Genomic DNA, 15,982 nt, shown 5'->3' on the forward strand with positions numbered 1-15,982 from the left:
AGCCCCGACGCCCGCCCCACCCACGCTTCCGCGCTCAGCTCCGGGCCCGCTCCAGCTCCGACTCCCGTCGCCGCAGGCTGTCTCCGGCCAGGCCTGTGGCCAGGAGCGCGCCGCCGGCCGTGGCGAGAGGGACGGCCAGCACGAGGGCGGCCACGGGCCGCGGCCAGTCGCGGGCGGCGGCACAGCGCCGCGCGTCGGCGTCGCGGTCGACGTACACGTCGTCCCGGTCGGCGAAGGCCGGGGCGGTGCAGTCCGCCTTGCCGTACGTGCCGTAGTCCACCTCGTACGGCGTGAACAGCTGCCAGGCCGCGTAGCCCCACAGAAGCGCGGCCAGACCGAGCAGCCCGATCCCCCAGCCCCGGACGCGGTCGGTTCGGGCGCGGAAGCGTTCTTCGACGAATGCCGGATGCAAGGTGTCCTCCCCCGTGAGTTCGCCGACGACGACCGCCGACGACACGTCGTGGGTATTTTGCCAAGCCGCTACCCTGACCCCCTCAGGGGCCTGCCACAGGCTCCACACCACGTTCCCTGGGGGGCCAAAAGCACATGTTCCGGCTGCTGATGTACCTGATTCCGCTGGCGCTGACGATCTACGCGTTCATCGACTGCCTCAACACCCCCGAGGACGAGGCGAAGCATCTTCCCAAGATCGCCTGGGTCTTCATCATCCTGCTCTTCTGGATCGTCGGTCCGGTCGCCTGGCTCGCCGCGGGCAAGCTGCGCACCCCGCCGACGGGCGGCCGCACCCCCTCCGAGTGGCACCGCAACCACCGCATGGAGTACGTCGCCCCCGACGACAATCCCGAGTTCCTGAACTCCCTCAAGGCCGAGGCCAAGAAGGACGAGGCCCTGCTGAAGGACTGGGAGGCGGACCTGCGCCGCCGCGAGGAGGAGCTCAAGCGCCGGGAGCAGGGCGAGGGCCCCAAGGACGCCTGAGCCGTACACCTTGTACGCCGTGGAGCCCCTACGAGCGGACATCGCGCCCCTGGGCGGGGCCCGGCGGGAGCCGGACACTTACCTTGCATGACGACAGCTCCCGCCGACTCCGCCGGCACCCTCGCTCCCGCATACGGTGACAAGGTCATCGCCGTCGAGGCGGCGGGCTCGGAACCCATCCCCGAGGCCGAACGCCACGGTGGCCCGCTCCAGCTGCTGTGGACCTGGGCCTCCCCGAACATCGAGTTCGCGACCGTCTTCATCGGCGTGATCGCGGTCCTCTTCTTCGGCCTGAGCTTCTGGCAGGCCACGGCTGCCATCGTGCTCGGCACCGCCCTCGGCGCGCTCACCCAAGGTGTCCTGTCCCTGGACGGGCCCCGGTTCGGGGTGCCGCAGATGGTGATCGGCCGCCTCTCCTTCGGCCACCGCGGCAACATCCTGCCCGCGGCGGCCAACGGCCTGGTGGCGGGCGTCGGCTGGTTCGCGGTGAACAGCGTCAGCGCGGCCTTCGCGCTCAACACCCTGACCGGGTTGCGCCCGCTGCCGTCCCTCCTCGTGGTGGTGGCCGCCGAGATCCTGATCGGCTTCATCGGCCACAACTTCGTCCACGTCTTCGAGAGGTACGCCTTCCCCGCCCTCGCGGTGATCTTCCTGCTCGCGGGGGTGTGGACCTTCAAGGACGCCGACCTCGGCGGGGGCGGCACCGGCGGCGGCATCGGCGGCTTCCTGCTCGCGTTCAGCGCGGCCTGGGGCTACGCGGCGGGCTGGAACCCGTACGCCTCGGACTACTCGCGCTATCTCCCCCGTACCGCGAACAGGTTCAGGACGATCCTCTACCCGGCGCTCGGCCTGTTCCTGTCGGTCACCGTGGTGGCCGTGATCGGCGCGGCCTCGGCGACCATCATGGCCCCGAAGGACGCTTCCCCGACGGCGGCCTTCACCGGTCATCTGCCGGGCTGGCTCGGCGATCTGGTTCTGCTCGCGATCATCCTGGGCGCGGTCTCGGCCAACGCCCTCAACGTGTACTCCGGCGCCATCTCGATCGCCTCCTTCGGCCTGGACCTCCCCGCCTGGCTGAGCCGGAGCGTGCTGGTCGTGGTGTCCGGGGTCGCGGGTACGGCGGCGGCGTGGGCCTCGCTCTCCGACGCGGGGTCGGCCTATGAGGCGTTCCTGCTGGTGATCGCGTACTGGGTGGCGCCCTGGCTGGGCGTCGTCCTGGTCGAGAGAGGCCTGCGGTCCCGGATTCCCGACGAGGCGCTGTCCGCCCGCCTGACCGACCGTGCCTTCACCAACCGGCCCGGTCTCGCCGCCTTGTTGGTCGGCGTGGCGGTCTCCGTGCCCCTCTTCTCCAACCAGGAGGACTACGTGGGCTACGTACCGGAGCACTGGCCGTCGTTCGGGGACGTCACGCCCGTGGTCGGCTTCGTGGTGAGCGCGGTGCTGTACGCGGCGCTGCGGCGTCGGTCGCCGGCCGGGTGACGGCCGTTCAGCCCGCCTTCGCCGGATCGGTGCCGTACAACGCGGAGGCGGTGACCGCCTGTCGGGCCCGGCAGGTGTGCTGTTCGTCGGCCGGGGCGGTCCACAGCGGGACCAGGCCGGTGGCGAAGGACGCGGAGTCCATGCGCAGGTAGTGGCAGACGCCGTTGACGCGCAGGGCGACGGCGTAGACGCCGGGGCCGGCTTCCTTGCCGGAGAGTTCGGTCACCGTGTCCTTGGCGGAGACCAGGCGCTTGTCGGTGAGGAACCGTGTGGCGCCGTCGGCCGTGTGGTCGTAGCCGGCGGCCGACATCTTGCGGTAGGTGCTCGCGCCAACCGGTTGCCGGGCGAGCAGTGCGCCCAACTGCGCGGCGAGGCTGCCGGGTTGCCCGTCGGCCTGGGTGGCCGGGCAGGTGAAGGTGGTGCGCTGCACGCTGTGGGCGCCGAGGGCGAAGGTGAGGCGGTAGCAGCGCGCCGGGTAGGCGTCGGCGTCGACGGTGGTCCCGGCGGGGGGCACCAGCCCGAGCATCACCTCGGCCGTGTGGGTCAGGCCCGCGGACCGGACGCTCAGCAGCGCCCCGCCGTGTTCCTCGGTCTGCGCGACGAGCGTGCCCTCGGTGAACTGCCCGCCGTAGGTGCCGCCGCCCGCCGAGTAGAAGCCGGCGGTCAGGTCCTGGCGCAGATCCTGGGCGAGGGCGGCGGCCTGCGCGTCGACGGCCGAGGTGTCGTCGGGGCCGGTGAGCCGCTGGTAGAGCAGGGTGCCGCCCACTCCCGCGGCCCCGGCGACGAGGGCGGTCGCCGTGACCAGCAGTCCCCCCAGGGCGGTGCGCTTCCTCATGTCTCCCCCAGCTTCGACGGCCCCCGGAAAAACGGCCGTCGAACTGTATCCCCCGTGGCCGGAGGGCCCACGGGGGACCCTCGCCCACCGCGCTGTCCTCAGGTGACCGTGATCGAGTCCAGCTTCGCCCGCAAGTAGGCGTGGGAGTCGACGGGTTCGTACGCCACCCGGCCGACCGGTGCCGGGACGGACTCGACGGTCGTGCCCGGGGTGCACTCGCCGAAGTAGACGAGGGACATCAGCTCCTCGGCGGGCGCGTCGGCCGGCGGCGGCAGCACCCGGTGCCGTCCGGACCGCCAGCGGTCCCCCGTCCAACGGGCCAGCAGGTCACCGATGTTGATGGTGAACGCGTCGGGCTCGAAGGGGGCGTCCTCCCAGCCGCCGTCGTCCGTGAAGACCTGGAGCCCGCCCTTGCCGGCCTGCCGGTCGAGGATCGTCACCGTGCCGAAGTCGGTGTGCGGGCCGATGCGGAACTGCCCGGGCTGCGGCTCCCCGATCACCTCGGTCCCCGGATACCAGTTGATGTTGAAGCCGTACGTCGGGTGGTCCATGTGCCGGGAGAAGAAGTCGGGTTCGAGCCCGAGGGCCTCACCGAGGAGGGAGAGCAGCCGCTTCTCCAGCTCGCCCATCCGCTCCAGGTACTCCTCGCACAGCGTCCGCAGTTCCGGCACCTCGGCGGGCCAGACGTTCGGCGCGTACCACTCCGCGTTGACGACCGGGTCCTCGAAGGGCTCGTGTGTGGCGAAGGTCAGGGACTCCTTCAGGTCCGGCGGGGTCTTGGTCCCCTCCGAGTAGCCGTTGGCCTCGGCGCCCGGACCGAGCCAGCCCCGGCCGCCGACCTTCGCCTCGTACGCCGTCTTCGTCTCCGCGGGGAGCCGGAAGAAGGTCCGCGCCGCCTCCCGGATCCGGGAGCGCAGGGCGGGGTCGACTCCGTGCCCGGTGACCAGCAGGAAGCCGGCCGTCCGGAGCGCCTCGTCGACGGTCCTGGCGATCGCCGCGCGGGCCTCGGCGTCGCCGTCCACCCAGGGGCGCAGGTCGATGGTGGGGATGCGGGGCTCACTCACCGATGTCCTCATTCCACAGTGCCGGGTTCTTCTCGATGAAGTCGGTCATCATCCGGACGCACTCGGGATCGTCGACGAGCACGATCTCCACCCCGTGCTCGGCGAGCCAGTCATGGCCGCCGTGGAAGGTGGTGGCCTCCCCGACGACGACCCGCCCGATCCCGAACTGCCGGACCAGACCGGAGCAGTACCAGCAGGGCGAGAGAGTGGTCACCATCGTCGTACCGCGGTACGACCGCTGCCGTCCCGCCGCCCGGAAGGCGGCCGTCTCCGCGTGCGTGGAGGGGTCGTCGTCCTGGACGCGCCGGTTGTGGCCGCGCCCGAGGAGGGTGCCGTCGGCGCCGTAGAGCGCGGCCCCGATGGGGATGCCGCCCTCGGCGAGCCCGGCGCGGGCCTCCTCGACGGCGGTGGCGAGCCACTGGTGTGCCTGTGCCTGATCCATGTCTCCCACTCTCCTGTGGCCGAAACACGAGGGCAACGTGCGGAAAGTACTCTCCCGGCAGCCCACAGCCGGACGAACTGTCGGGAGGCGCGCATGCCCGCACTCACCCTTCGCGAGATCCTGGCCCTCGATCCCGTCCGGGCCGCCGAGCCGGAGCTGCTGGCCGGACACACCGCGCTGGACCGCCCGGTGCGCTGGGTGCACTCGAGCGAGGTCTACGAGGGAGCGAACTTCCTGGACGGTGGCGAGCTCCTGCTCACCAACGGTTTCGGGCTGGCCGACCCCGACGAGGAGGTCCGCCGCCGGTACGTCCGCGAGCTGGCCGCCCGAGGCGCCGCCGGGCTCGCGGTGGAGGTCGGCCGGTCCCTGCCGGTGATGCCCGCCGAGGTGGTCGACGAGGCGCGCCGCCGTGAGCTGCCGCTGCTGGCGATGCACCGGGTCGTGCCCTTCGTACGGATCACGGAGGCCGCCAACCGGGCGATCGTCGCCCGCGGCCTTTCGGGCCGTGCGGTGGTACGGCCGTGGGGCGACGACCATACGGCGGCCCTGCTCGCCGACCTCGCCGACCGGGCGGCGCTGAACCAGCCGGAGGTGGAGGCGCGGGCGGCGCTCGCCGGGTTCCATCCGGGGCCGGGGGCCCGGCTGATCGGGGTGTCGCTGCACGGCACCCGGGACGTGAGCACCGTCGACCGCGCGGTACGGCTGCTGGGCGGGGCCGGGGTGATGCGGACCGCGTTCCCGGGCGACGTCCTGGCACTGCTGTCCCTGCACGGCGCCACCCGCCCCGGCGACCCGGTGAAGGCGGTCCAGGAGGTCTTCCGCACGACGGCGGCCCCCGGACTCACGGTCGCCGTGGGACACGCCGTCTCCGCCTCCGACGGCGGCTGGCTGCGCTGGAGCGACACACTGCGGGCGGCCCGTACGACCCTGGAACTGGCGTTGACCGTCCCGTCGGCCGAACCGGCCGCCCCCGAAGGCCCGTTGGTGACCTCGTCCCGGGCCCTGGCGCTGGAGCGGGAGCTGACGCGGGGCGGGGTGGAGGACAACCGGGAACGCCTGGCGGCCCTGGTCCAGCACACCCTGGGGCCGTTGCTGGCCTGGGAGGCGGCCCACCCCAGCGACCTGGTCCGCACCCTGGAGACCCATTTGAGGAACGGCTGCTCCCCGACCCGCACGGCCGCCCTGCTTCACATAGGCCGCCAGTCGCTGTACCAACGCCTGGAACGCATAGGGTCGTTGCTGAGTCTGGACATCAACGACCCGGACCTACTGGGTGAACTGCTGACCGCAACGTGTGCGCACCGAGTGGTGATGCGCCCTGAAGGGGCGCGGGTCCGTGACATGGGCGGCTCCGCCGCGCGGGCGCGACCAGCCACGACGGCGCCGCACCTCGAACGAACCGCTTAGCGCAGAGTGACCAGGTGCGTCCCGTTGAAGGGCGCGTAACAGGTCACCGTGGACGGCGTCCGCAGCCCGTCTTCCTCGGCGAACAGCCTCCGCACGGCCTCGAAGGACACATCCCCGCTCACCACGGGCGCGACCCGGTCATAGAACTCCCGCGAGGACTGCGGCAACGCCGTCCCCGGCTCCCCCTCTTCCTCGCCCCAGACATCCCACAGCAGGGTCTCCACCTTGTTGAGCGCGGCGAGGTCGAGGCGCATGTTGCCCGCCACGAACCGCTCCCCGAAGAACGGCCCCTCGGTCGGCGGATGCAGCCCGAACGCGGCCTCGTCCGCCCCGCCCTCCCGGATCGCCCGCCAGGCCTCACCGGCGACGAGGAAACGTGCGCGGGGAACGTCCATCGGGTCGAAGTCCACCGCCCAGTTGGCCGTGATCTCCGGGTCGGCCAGCTGCGCGTCCGCCAGCAGCCAGCCCCGTTCCGTGTCCCAGTACTCGGTGACGACATGGTCGACGTGGAAGCCGGTCGTACCGAAGTAGTCGGCGAAGCCGGACCGCAGCCGGGCCGGGACGCCGGCGTGGCGCAGGAGGGAGACGTGCAGCAGCGTGAAGTCACGGCAGGTCCCGACGAACCGGTCCGCCGGCTCGCGCCGCACGGTCAGCGGGGCGTCGTTCCGCTCGGCGAGGATCCGCAGGACGACGTCGATGTAGCGGGACTCCGCGTCGTTGTGGAGCCGGTCGGCCGGATGGGTGTGACCGAAGAGATCACCTTCGAGCCGATGGATCATCACATCCCGTACGACACGGGCCAGTTGCTCGGGATCGTGCGGTAGCCCGTCGTAGAGACGGGCGAGATCGCCCGGGTCGGAGAACACACTCTGCTCGGCATGGAAGGAGAGGGACACGGCGGGGCCTCCCGAAGGCATCGACCACGTGTTCGATTACGGGTCGGCGCACCCCACCGTGTCAAAATTCCCCGCCACATGTCCAGAAGACGGACGGCACTTCACGCCGATCGCAGCTCCCCCACCCCGGTCCACCAGGCCGGTCATGACACCGGGGTGGCCCGCCGAGGGCTCAGACGCCTGCGTACGAGTGCTTTCCGGAGACGAAGATGTTGACGCCGTAGTAGTTGAACAGCCAGCAGCCGAAGGCGACCATCGCCAGGTAGGCGGCCTTGCGGCCCTTCCAGCCCGCCGTGGCACGGGCGTGCAGGTAGCAGGCGTAGGCGACCCAGGTGATGAACGACCAGGTCTCCTTGGGGTCCCAGCCCCAGTAACGGCCCCACGCGTCGCCCGCCCAGATCGCGCCCGCGATGATCGTGAACGTCCACAGCGGGAAGACGGCCGCGTTGACGCGGTAGGCGAACTTGTCGAGGCTCGCGGAGGCCGGCAGCCGGTCGAGGACGGAGTTCGCGAACCTGCCGGGGGTGCCGCCGGACGCGATCTTGTTCTCGTAGCTGTCCTTGAAGAGGTACAGGATCGTGGCGACCGCGCCGACGTAGAACACCGCGCCGCAGAAGATCGCGGTGGAGACGTGGATGTACAGCCAGTACGAGTGAAGGGCGGGAACCAACTGGTCGCTGGCGGTGTACAAGACAGTGACGGCGAGGCCGAGATCGAGGAGGACCGTGGTGACCAGGAACAGCCCGAGCCAGCGCACGTTCTTCTTCAGGGCCAGCAGCCCCAGGTACACGGCGACGGCCACCGTGGAGAAGGTGATGTTGAACTCGTACATGTTGCCCCAGGGCGCCCGCTCCACCGAGGCCGCGCGGGCGACGACCCCGGCGAGCTCGACGAGAAAGGCGAGCACCGTGAGGGAGATGGCGATACGCCCGTAGAGGTCGCCCTGCTCGTCCCCGCCGTGCGCCCCGGGCCCGTCGGGCACGTCGCGCGACCCTGCCGCCGACCGCACCACGACCTGCGGCCGCTCCAGTACGGCGGTGCTGCCGCCCTGGTTCACGGTGACGGCCGGCGCTTTGGCCTTGGCCTTCGCGTCGGCGGTGAGCGCGGCGGCGGTCCGGCCGACCTTGCTGCGGCTGCCGAGGAGCCATTCGGCGATGTACGCGAAGAAGGCCAGGGTGTAGACGGCCATCGCGGAGTAGATCAGCGTGTTGCTGATGTTGGCGAGATGCTCGTTGGTGGCGGTGGCCAACTCGGTTGCGGCGGCGAGAGTCATTTCTCAGCCCCTTCGGAGGGTGCTACTCGGGGTTCGGTGTCGTCGTTCGGCTGCGGGTCTGTGGGGGCTTGTCGCGCAGTTCCCCGCGCCCCTGACTGGGTTGCGGCGCTCGGTGTCCGGTCGTACAGCACTCCCGCCAGCTCTCCCAGCTCCTCCGGCACCTTCGCCGACTCGCTGCGGCCGAGGCCGGCCATCTCGACGACCGTCACACCGTCTGCGCCCTTGACCGCCCGCACCCACACGCGGCGGCGCTGGATGAACAGGGAGGCGGCGAGGCCGAAGATCGCGGTGAGAGCACCGGCGAGGGCCCAGCCGCTGGCGGGCTGCTGGACGACCTGGAAGTTCGCCCACTGCCGGGTGCTCTCGTAGGTGATCGACCCGGCGCCGTTCGGGAGCTGCATGGTCTGGCCGGGCTTCAGGTTCTCCCTGAGTTCCTGGCCCTTGGCGTCCTTGAAGTCCTTCACATGCGACTTGTCGAGCTGGTACACGCTCTGCGGGATGCCCGAGTTGACGCCGAGGTCGCCGTGGTACGGCGTGAGGTTGAGGACCGGGTTGTTCAGCGCGGGGAAGGTGGAGGCCGTCTCGCTGCCCTTGGTGTAGGTCGGCAGGAAGAAGGCCGAGATGCCCAGCTGCTCGCTGACGCCCTTGGCGTTCCGGTAGCCGTCGAGGACCTTGATCACACCGGTGGAGGTGACGTTGGAGTCGAGCGGCAGCATCGCGACCGCGTCGTGGAAGACGACGTTGCCCTTTCCGTCCCGGACCGTGATGAGGGGGGCGTAGCCGTGGGCCGTGAGGTAGACCTTCGCGTCGTCGATCTCCAGCGGCTCGTTGACCTTGACGAGGGTCTTGTGGTCCTTGCCGTAGGCGCCCTTGCTGTAGGTGATGGCAGCTTGGTAGAGGCGCGGGGTGCCCTTGTTGGGGCCGCTGGTCTCGTAGGTGCCGGTGAACTTGTCCAGGGTGAAGCTGAACGGCACCAGTTCGTCGGTGTCGAAGAGGTTGCCGGACTTGAAGTCGTCGTAGGAGATGAGGGTGTTGGAGAACCCGTCGCCCTCGACGACCAGCTTGTTGCCCTCGGACTTGAAGAGCTGGCCCCAGGCGAAGGCGGTCAGCAGCACGATCAGCGCGATGTGGAAGGCGAGGTTGCCGACCTCGCGCAGATAGCCCTTCTCGCCGGCGACGTTGTCACCGGTGAGGTGGGCGCGGAAGCGCTTCTGCTTCAGCAGGGCGAGCGCGGCCTCACGGACCTGCTCGGGCTCGGCCTCGGTGCGCCAGGTGGTGTAGGCGGGCAGCCGGGTCAGCCGCTTCGGGGCGCCCGGCGGCCTGCTGCGCAGCTGCCCGACGAACTGCCAGGTGCGGGGCACGATGCAGCCGATGAGCGAGACGAACAGCAGGATGTAGATGGCGGAGAACCACACCGAGCTGTAGACGTGGAAGAGGCCGAGCTTGTCGTAGACGTCCCCGAGGGTGGGGTTGTTCTTGACGAAGTCGGCGACCTTCGTGGCGTCGGTCCCGCTCTGCGGGATCAGCGAGCCGGGGATCGCGCCGAGCGCCACCAGCAGGAGCAGCAGCAGCGCGACCCGCATGGAGGTCAGCTGGCGCCAGAACCAGCGGGCCCAGCCGATCACGCCCAGGGCGGGCATGCTCAGGCTCTCCGTGGGCGCGGTGGACAGCTGGGAACCGGCGGCCCCGAGGTCCTGATCGCCGACGGGGGCGTCGGAGGTGGCGGGTGTGGTCTTGCTCATGGATCAGATCCCCACAGTGAAGCCGGCGGACCAGGACTGGACGTCCTGCACGAGGCGGTCCCAGGCGCCGGTCAGCAGCAGCAGCCCGGTCACGATCATCATGGTGCCGCCGATGCGCATGACCCAGACGTAGTGGCGCTTGACCCAGCCGAAGGCGCCGAGCGCCTTGCGGAAGGCGACCGCGGCGAGCACGAAGGGCAGGCCGAGGCCGAGGCAGTAGGCGACGGTCAGTATGGCACCGCGGCCCGCGCTGCCCTGCTGGGAGGACAGGGCGATCACCGAGGCGAGGGTCGGGCCGATGCAGGGGGTCCAGCCGATGCCGAACAGCGCCCCGAGCAGGGGGGCGCCGAGCAGGCCCATGGTGGGCTTGTTGTGGAAGCGGAACTCCCGCTGGGTCATCCAGGGCATCAGGCCCATGAAGAAGACACCCATGAGGATCATGAGCACGCCCAGCACCTTGGACAGCACGCCCTGGTTCTCCTGGAGCGTCTGGCCGAAGTAGCCGAAAAGGGCCCCGCTGGAGACGAACACCGCGGTGAAGCCGAACACGAACAGGGAGGCGCCCGCGACCATCCGGCCGCGCTTGGCCTCGGCGAGATCGGTGCCCGTGACGCCGGTGACGTATGACAGATAGCCGGGGACCAGGGGCAGGACGCAGGGTGAGAAGAAGGAGACGAGGCCGCCGAGGACCGCGATGGGCAGGGCGACGAGCAACGCGCCGTTGAGGACGGTGCCGTTGTAGCCGGTGTCGGCGGCGAGCGTGACGACTGCGCTCACGTCACTTCTCCGCGAGGACCGGGTTGATCATCTTGCGCAGCTTGCTCTCGCTGAGCGCGGCCAGTGAGCGGGCGGCGATCTTCCCGTCCCGGTCGATGACGAGCGTGGAGGGCACGGCCTGCGGGTTGAGGGTGCCCTTGCTGAAGCGGAGCATCAGCTTGCCCGTCGGGTCGTACAGGCTGGGGAAGGTGATGCCCATGTCCTTCTCGAAGGCGCGGGCGTTCTGGACGCTGGTGTCGCGGGTGTTGACGCCGACGAACTGCACGTCCTTGCCCTTGAGGTCCTTGTGGACCGCTTCCAGGTTGGGTGCCTCGGCCCGGCAGGGGGCACACCAGGAGCCCCATATGTTCAGGACGACGACCTTGCCCTTGTAGTCGGCTACGTCGACCTGTCCCCCGTCGACGGTCTTGCCGGACAGGTCGGGGGCGGTGCCCCGGTCGCCCTCCTTGGCGGTCGAGATGCCGTCCGCGCCCATGATGAAGTTGGTGTCGCCGCCTCCACCCGAGGTGCCGCCCGAGCTGCAGGCGGACAGGGTCAGCGCTGCGGCTGCGGCACCCGCGGTGAGCAGGGTGGTACGGACTCGGGAGCGGCTACGACTGGCGGCACTCATGTGAAAAGTTTCGCATGCCCGTTCCGGGGATCTTGCGCACCCCCCTTGCGGGCGGAAACCCGCATTTCAGGCAGCGTTCGAGGAGGCTGTCGAGGACGGGGTCGAGGCGCCCTTGAGGAACGTCTTCCAGCCGCCCGCCGGCTCCTGGCCGACGTCCAGCGTGCGGAGCTTGGCCAGCACCTCCGGCTTCTGTACGTCCATCCAGTCGACGAACTGCCGGAAGGAGACCATGCGGACGTCGGCGCCCTTCTCCTTCTCCCGCGCGATGTGCTTGAAGGCCTGCTCGACGGCGTCCATGTAGATGCCGCCGTTCCAGTGCTCGAAGTGGTTGCCGACGAAGAAGGGGGCGCGGTTGGTCTCGTAGGCCCGCTGGAAGCCGGATATGTAGGCACCGGCGGACTGCTCACGCCAGGCCGGGTAGTGGTAGGCGGGCGCGTTGGTCGAGTTGATCGACTGGTTGGCGAGCATGTTGTAGTCCATGGACAGGACCTCGAAGCTGCGGCCGGGGAACGGTACCGCCTGGAGCGGCAGGTCCCAGATGCCGTTCTTCTTCTCGGGCCAGATCTGGCGGCCGCCGGGCGAGGAGGCGTCGTAGCGCCAGCCGAGCTCGCGGGCGGTGGGCAGCAGGTTGTCCTGGCCGAGGAGGCAGGGGGTGCGGCCGCCGACGAGTTCCTTGTCGTAGTCGAAGGGCAGCGCGGGCAGGTCGGTCCAGCCGGTGTTGGTGCGCCACTCCTTGACGAAAGCTTTCGCCTGCTGGATCTCCGAGCGCCACTGCGCCGGTGTCCAGTTGCCGACGGTGCCGTTGCCCGAGCAGAAGTGGCCGTTGAAGTGGGTGCCGATCTCGTGCCCCTCGAGCCAGGCCCGGCGGACGTTCGTCAGGGTCGCCTTGACGTGCTCGTCGGTGAGGTAGCCGATGTCGGAGGCGCCGCGGGGGTTGTTCGGCGGGTCGTAGAGCCGCTTCTTCGACTCGGGCAGCAGATACAGCCCGGAGAGGAAGAAGGTCATGTGCGCGTCGTGCTTCCGGGCGAGGTCGAGGAAGCGCGGGAAGAGGCCGTTGCCGACCTCGCCGGCGCCGTCCCAGGAGAAGATCACGAACTGCGGCGGGGTCTGGCCGGGCTCCAGCGGCACCGGCTTGCCGGGCTGGTGGGGCTGCTTGCCGGTGAAGGAGGTGGAGCCGTCACCGATGGGACGGGCGGTGGGCGCCGGGCTCTTGCTCGGCGAGGAGCCCGCGGCGTGCTTCACCCCGTCCGACCCGTCCGATCCGGTGAGGGTTCCACACCCCGAGAGCCCCACGGCCGCAGCGGCGCCCGCACCCAGACCTATTGCTCCCCTGCGGGTGAGAGAGTGCATGCTTCCCCGATTCGTCACGTTCTTGGCTGGTCACCCAGTCAGAGGAGACGACGGCGGGGAAGGTTCCGGTGCTATTTCCGGATTCGGTAACAGACCCGCGCCCCACAGGGGCGCGGGTCCGTATCAATATGCGGCTCCGCCGCGTGGGCGCGACCAGCCACAACGGGCCCGCAGCCCCCCGCGGGCCGGCTACGCCCCGAACGCCTTGCTCTTGCCCTTCACGGGGCGCGCGCCCGCCCGGAGATGAACCGGCACGAGATCGATCGCGGGCTCGCTGTACCCCACGGACACGATCCGGTCGCCCTGATACGTGAAGGACGTCAGAGAGGCGAGCGTGCACTGCCGCTTGCGCGGGTCGTGCCACAGCCGGCGCTTCTCGACGTACGACCGCACGATCCAGATCGGCAGCTGATGGCTGACCAGCACGGCCTCGTGACCGCGCGCCCGGTCCCTGGCCGCGTCCAGCGCGCCTTTCATCCGGACGACCTGGTCGATGTACGGCTCTCCCCAGGACGGCTTGAAGGGGTTGACGAGGTGCTTCCAGTTGTCCGGGTTCTTCAGCGCCCCGTCGCCGACGCCGAAGGTCTTGCCCTGGAAGACGTTCTCGGCCTCGATGAGCCGCTCGTCGGTCGCGATGTCGAGGCCGTGCGCCTTGGCGATCGGCGTGGCGGTCTCCTGCGCCCGCTCCAGCGGGGAGGCGCAGACGTGGGTGACGTCCCGTGCGGCGAGGTGCTCGGCGACCCGGTCGGCCATCTGGCGCCCGAGCTCGGAGAGGTGGTAGCCCGCGAGACGGCCGTACAGCACCCCGTCGGGGTTGGCGACCTCGCCGTGCCGCATGAGGTGGACGACGGTGATGTCGCTGTTGGTCGGGGTGCTCATGCTGCCGTGGCCTCCGCCGCCGCTCGGGCCGCCGCCGGAAGGGCGTCGGCGATCCGCTGAACCGCCTGCTCGTCGTGGGCCGTGGAGACGAACCACGACTCGAAGGAGGACGGCGGCAGGTAGACGCCGTTCTCCAGAAGGGAGTGGAAGAACGCGGTGAACCGGAAGGACTCCTGCGCCTTGGCGTCCTCGTAGCTGCGCACCGGCCGGTCGGTGAAGAACACCGAGAACATGTTGGAGGCGTTCTGCACGGTGTGCGCGACGCCTTCCTTGCCGAGCGCCTCGGAGACCAGCGACTGGATCTGCTCGGAGACGGCGTCGACCGTGACGTAGGCCGCGTCGTCCAGCAGCCGCAGCTGGGCGAGGCCGGCGGCGGTGGCGACGGGGTTCCCGGAGAGGGTGCCGGCCTGGTAGACGGGCCCGGCGGGGGCGAGGTGGGCCATGACGTCCGCGCGCCCCCCGAAGGCGGCGGCGGGGAACCCGCCACCCATGACCTTCCCGAAGGTCATGAGATCGGGCTTGACCCCGTCGATGCCGTACCACCCACTGCGGCTGGTCCGGAAGCCGGTCATCACCTCGTCGGAGATGTAGAGGGCGCCGTTCTGCGCGCAGGCGTCCTTCAGTCCCTGGTTGAACCCGGGCAGGGGCGGCACGACGCCCATGTTGCCGGGCGAGGCCTCGGTGATCACACAGGCGATCTCGCCGGGGTGCCGGTGGAAGGCCTCGTGGACGGCTTCGAGATCGTTGTACGGCAGCACGATCGTGTCGCCGGCCTGGGCACCGGTGACGCCCGGGGTGTCGGGCAGCGCGAACGTGGCCACACCGCTGCCCGCCGCGGCGAGCAGCGAGTCGACGTGACCGTGGTAACACCCGGCGAACTTGATGACCTTGGTGCGGCGCGTGAAGCCTCGGGCGAGCCGGATCGCGGACATGGTGGCCTCGGTCCCGCTGGAGACGAGCCGCACCTGGTCGACGGGCTCGACCCGCCGGACGATCTCCTCGGCGAGCGCGACCTCGCCCTCACCGGGGGTGCCGAAGGAGGTGCCCTTCGACACCGCCTCCTGGACGGCGGCGATCACCTCGGGGTGCGCGTGCCCGAGGATCATGGGGCCCCAGGAGCAGACCAGGTCGACGTACTCGCGCCCGTCGGCGTCCGTCAGATAGGGCCCGGTGCCGGACGCCATGAAGCGGGGGGTGCCACCCACGGCTCGGAAGGCGCGGACCGGGGAGTTCACGCCGCCGGGCGTGACGGCGGACGCGCGGTCGAACAGGGCCTGCGAGACAGGCGCCTCGTATGAATAGGGCAATTCACTCATATCCTGCGACGACTCCGACCTTCTCCGGTTTGTTCGGCTTTCTCGACTCCGTTGCCGGTGACTACCTCAGGGTAGGCCAGCCCTCGAAAGCCCCCGGCGTCCCACGATCTGCGAAACTGGATGCAGATACACACAGCTCACGGAGACGACGGCACGAAGCCGCTTGTTCAGGGGCTGCGAAGATCCTGCGGACAGGTGTTTCAACGCACGTTTCGGCGAGCGGCCGTGGGGGAGGTCACTGACACGATGATCGGGTTGCGCGGCGGGGGTCGCGCGTCCTAGAAAAGCAGTCGGGTGGAGATATGCATCGCGGTGGCGGACTGGGCGAGGGGACCGATGACCTGGGTCCTCGACGTGCCCGGCGGGGAAGGCACCGGCGCGAGGCGGAGGAAGCGGCCGAGACACGTCAGGGACGCGGTGCCCCGGGCACCCCGGATGAGTCGGAACGCGACGAGCGACGTATCGAACGTCGGATCGATCCGTTGAGGGCGGGAAGCAGGAATGGTGGTCGGGTGGGGGTGACGTACAAGTACTTCGGCGCGCCCGACGGCGCGACCGCGGCCCGCGTCCCGATCTCGATGCGCCCCGAGGAACTCGGCGGCGACGAGCTCGGCATGAACGGCATGTTCACCAAGATCAAGCCGGAGACCATGGCGGCGATGGTCCTCACCGGCATAGAGGGCGTGCCCCTCAACAAGGTCCCCCCGCTCGAACTGGTCGTCCTCCACCCCGACTACGCGGTGGTCAAGCTCCCCATGACGGTCGTGGACCCCCTGCGCGGCATAGGCGAGGAAGCGGTCGGCGCGGCGGCGTTCATCTGGTCGACGGTCCCGGACCGGGGCGGCCCACGGGACGCGTTCAACGTGTACCAACTGCTGCACGAGTGGCAGGACTTCTCGCATCGGTTGCATGAGGCGGGGCATCAGCCGTACTGCCTGGTGTGGCCCTGACCTGGGAATTCATGTGTATTGGGCGG

Annotated in this window: 16 protein-coding genes; 4 read left to right on the forward strand and 12 right to left on the reverse strand. The window is 70.1% G+C overall.

Annotation, left to right across the window (positions count from 1 at the left end; all coding sequences use genetic code 11):
• Positions 1–34 precede the first annotated feature (34 nt).
• Entirely contained in the window at positions 35–457 is a 423-nt protein-coding gene (locus ABZT02_RS08270; protein WP_356015446.1) for a hypothetical protein, read from the reverse strand.
• An 89-nt stretch (positions 458–546) separates the two neighbouring features.
• On the opposite strand from ABZT02_RS08270, the gene ABZT02_RS08275 reads away from it, so the two are divergent.
• Both ABZT02_RS08275 and ABZT02_RS08280 read left to right on the forward strand, forming a co-directional pair.
• A complete protein-coding gene (locus tag ABZT02_RS08275) occupies positions 547–936 on the forward strand; it encodes a PLD nuclease N-terminal domain-containing protein (protein ID WP_356015448.1) in 390 nt (129 codons plus the stop codon).
• An 87-nt stretch (positions 937–1,023) separates the two neighbouring features.
• Positions 1,024–2,415, forward strand: a complete 1,392-nt coding sequence (locus tag ABZT02_RS08280; protein ID WP_356015450.1) for a cytosine permease — start codon at positions 1,024–1,026, stop codon at positions 2,413–2,415.
• A gap of 7 nt (positions 2,416–2,422) precedes the next feature.
• Here the strand turns inward: ABZT02_RS08280 and ABZT02_RS08285 are convergent, their stop codons facing one another.
• From ABZT02_RS08285 to ABZT02_RS08295, 3 genes are all read right to left on the reverse strand, one after another.
• Entirely contained in the window at positions 2,423–3,250 is an 828-nt protein-coding gene (locus ABZT02_RS08285; protein ID WP_356015452.1) for a hypothetical protein, read from the reverse strand.
• 98 nt (positions 3,251–3,348) lie between these two features.
• The gene (locus tag ABZT02_RS08290) at positions 3,349–4,326 is read right to left on the reverse strand and encodes a 2-oxoglutarate and iron-dependent oxygenase domain-containing protein (protein WP_356015454.1); all 978 of its coding nucleotides are present in this window, start codon (positions 4,324–4,326) and stop codon (positions 3,349–3,351) included.
• Positions 4,307–4,756: a nucleoside deaminase gene (locus ABZT02_RS08295; protein WP_356015456.1), complete on the reverse strand. Its 450-nt coding sequence runs from the start codon at positions 4,754–4,756 to the stop codon at positions 4,307–4,309. Before ABZT02_RS08295 ends, ABZT02_RS08290 begins: the two co-directional genes overlap by 20 nt.
• A 93-nt stretch (positions 4,757–4,849) precedes the next feature.
• Between ABZT02_RS08295 and ABZT02_RS08300 the strand changes: the two genes are divergently transcribed.
• Positions 4,850–6,163, forward strand: a complete 1,314-nt coding sequence (locus ABZT02_RS08300; protein WP_356015459.1) for a PucR family transcriptional regulator — start codon at positions 4,850–4,852, stop codon at positions 6,161–6,163.
• On the opposite strand, the gene ABZT02_RS08305 is transcribed toward ABZT02_RS08300, so the two are convergent.
• The 8 genes from ABZT02_RS08305 to hemL form a co-directional block, all read right to left on the reverse strand.
• Positions 6,160–7,080 (reverse strand): transglutaminase-like domain-containing protein, encoded by a 921-nt coding sequence (locus ABZT02_RS08305; RefSeq protein ID WP_356015461.1) that lies wholly within the window; start codon positions 7,078–7,080, stop codon positions 6,160–6,162. The two genes, ABZT02_RS08300 and ABZT02_RS08305, sit on opposite strands and share 4 nt — an antisense overlap.
• 151 nt (positions 7,081–7,231) lie before the next feature.
• Positions 7,232–8,332 carry a c-type cytochrome biogenesis protein CcsB gene (ccsB, locus tag ABZT02_RS08310; RefSeq protein ID WP_356015463.1) on the reverse strand — a complete coding sequence of 367 codons (1,101 nt, stop codon included), beginning with the start codon at positions 8,330–8,332 and terminating at the stop codon, positions 7,232–7,234.
• Positions 8,329–10,074: a cytochrome c biogenesis protein ResB gene (locus ABZT02_RS08315; protein WP_356015465.1), complete on the reverse strand. Its 1,746-nt coding sequence runs from the start codon at positions 10,072–10,074 to the stop codon at positions 8,329–8,331. Before ABZT02_RS08315 ends, ccsB begins: the two co-directional genes overlap by 4 nt.
• Before the next feature lie 3 nt (positions 10,075–10,077).
• Positions 10,078–10,851 carry a cytochrome c biogenesis protein CcdA gene (locus ABZT02_RS08320; RefSeq protein WP_356015467.1) on the reverse strand — a complete coding sequence of 258 codons (774 nt, stop codon included), beginning with the start codon at positions 10,849–10,851 and terminating at the stop codon, positions 10,078–10,080.
• A 1-nt stretch (position 10,852) separates the two neighbouring features.
• Positions 10,853–11,461, reverse strand: coding sequence for a TlpA disulfide reductase family protein (locus tag ABZT02_RS08325; protein WP_356015470.1), 609 nt, complete (start codon positions 11,459–11,461; stop codon positions 10,853–10,855).
• A 66-nt stretch (positions 11,462–11,527) separates the two neighbouring features.
• The gene (locus tag ABZT02_RS08330) at positions 11,528–12,811 is read right to left on the reverse strand and encodes a hypothetical protein (RefSeq protein WP_356015472.1); all 1,284 of its coding nucleotides are present in this window, start codon (positions 12,809–12,811) and stop codon (positions 11,528–11,530) included.
• Positions 12,812–13,000: 189 nt separating this feature from the next.
• Positions 13,001–13,690, reverse strand: coding sequence for a histidine phosphatase family protein (locus ABZT02_RS08335; protein WP_356015474.1), 690 nt, complete (start codon positions 13,688–13,690; stop codon positions 13,001–13,003).
• Positions 13,687–15,006 carry a glutamate-1-semialdehyde 2,1-aminomutase gene (gene hemL, locus ABZT02_RS08340; RefSeq protein WP_356015476.1) on the reverse strand — a complete coding sequence of 440 codons (1,320 nt, stop codon included), beginning with the start codon at positions 15,004–15,006 and terminating at the stop codon, positions 13,687–13,689. Before hemL ends, ABZT02_RS08335 begins: the two co-directional genes overlap by 4 nt.
• Before the next feature lie 302 nt (positions 15,007–15,308).
• Between hemL and ABZT02_RS08345 the strand changes: the two genes are divergently transcribed.
• On the forward strand, positions 15,309–15,956 hold the full coding sequence (locus tag ABZT02_RS08345; RefSeq protein ID WP_356015479.1) for a hypothetical protein: 648 nt from the start codon (positions 15,309–15,311) through the stop codon (positions 15,954–15,956).
• Positions 15,957–15,982 lie beyond the last annotated feature (26 nt).

It is taken from the genome of Streptomyces sp. NPDC005402 (genome assembly GCF_040606575.1).
GTDB lineage: Bacteria > Actinomycetota > Actinomycetes > Streptomycetales > Streptomycetaceae > Streptomyces.

Excerpts from the sequence above, each read along its gene's own strand:
- ABZT02_RS08275 (WP_356015448.1), top strand. The coding sequence starts at position 547 with ATGTTCCGGCTGCTGATGTACCTGATTCCGCTGGCGCTGACGATCTAC.
- ABZT02_RS08280 (WP_356015450.1), top strand. The coding sequence starts at position 1,024 with ATGACGACAGCTCCCGCCGACTCCGCCGGCACCCTCGCTCCCGCATAC.
- ABZT02_RS08285 (WP_356015452.1), bottom strand. The coding sequence starts at position 3,250 with ATGAGGAAGCGCACCGCCCTGGGGGGACTGCTGGTCACGGCGACCGCC.
- ABZT02_RS08290 (WP_356015454.1), bottom strand. The coding sequence starts at position 4,326 with ATGAGGACATCGGTGAGTGAGCCCCGCATCCCCACCATCGACCTGCGC.
- ABZT02_RS08295 (WP_356015456.1), bottom strand. The coding sequence starts at position 4,756 with ATGGATCAGGCACAGGCACACCAGTGGCTCGCCACCGCCGTCGAGGAG.
- ABZT02_RS08300 (WP_356015459.1), top strand. The coding sequence starts at position 4,850 with ATGCCCGCACTCACCCTTCGCGAGATCCTGGCCCTCGATCCCGTCCGG.
- ABZT02_RS08305 (WP_356015461.1), bottom strand. The coding sequence starts at position 7,080 with ATGCCTTCGGGAGGCCCCGCCGTGTCCCTCTCCTTCCATGCCGAGCAG.
- ccsB (WP_356015463.1), bottom strand. The coding sequence starts at position 8,332 with ATGACTCTCGCCGCCGCAACCGAGTTGGCCACCGCCACCAACGAGCAT.
- ABZT02_RS08315 (WP_356015465.1), bottom strand. The coding sequence starts at position 10,074 with ATGAGCAAGACCACACCCGCCACCTCCGACGCCCCCGTCGGCGATCAG.
- ABZT02_RS08325 (WP_356015470.1), bottom strand. The coding sequence starts at position 11,461 with ATGAGTGCCGCCAGTCGTAGCCGCTCCCGAGTCCGTACCACCCTGCTC.
- ABZT02_RS08330 (WP_356015472.1), bottom strand. The coding sequence starts at position 12,811 with ATGCACTCTCTCACCCGCAGGGGAGCAATAGGTCTGGGTGCGGGCGCC.
- ABZT02_RS08335 (WP_356015474.1), bottom strand. The coding sequence starts at position 13,690 with ATGAGCACCCCGACCAACAGCGACATCACCGTCGTCCACCTCATGCGG.
- hemL (WP_356015476.1), bottom strand. The coding sequence starts at position 15,006 with ATGAGTGAATTGCCCTATTCATACGAGGCGCCTGTCTCGCAGGCCCTG.
- ABZT02_RS08345 (WP_356015479.1), top strand. The coding sequence starts at position 15,309 with ATGCATCGCGGTGGCGGACTGGGCGAGGGGACCGATGACCTGGGTCCT.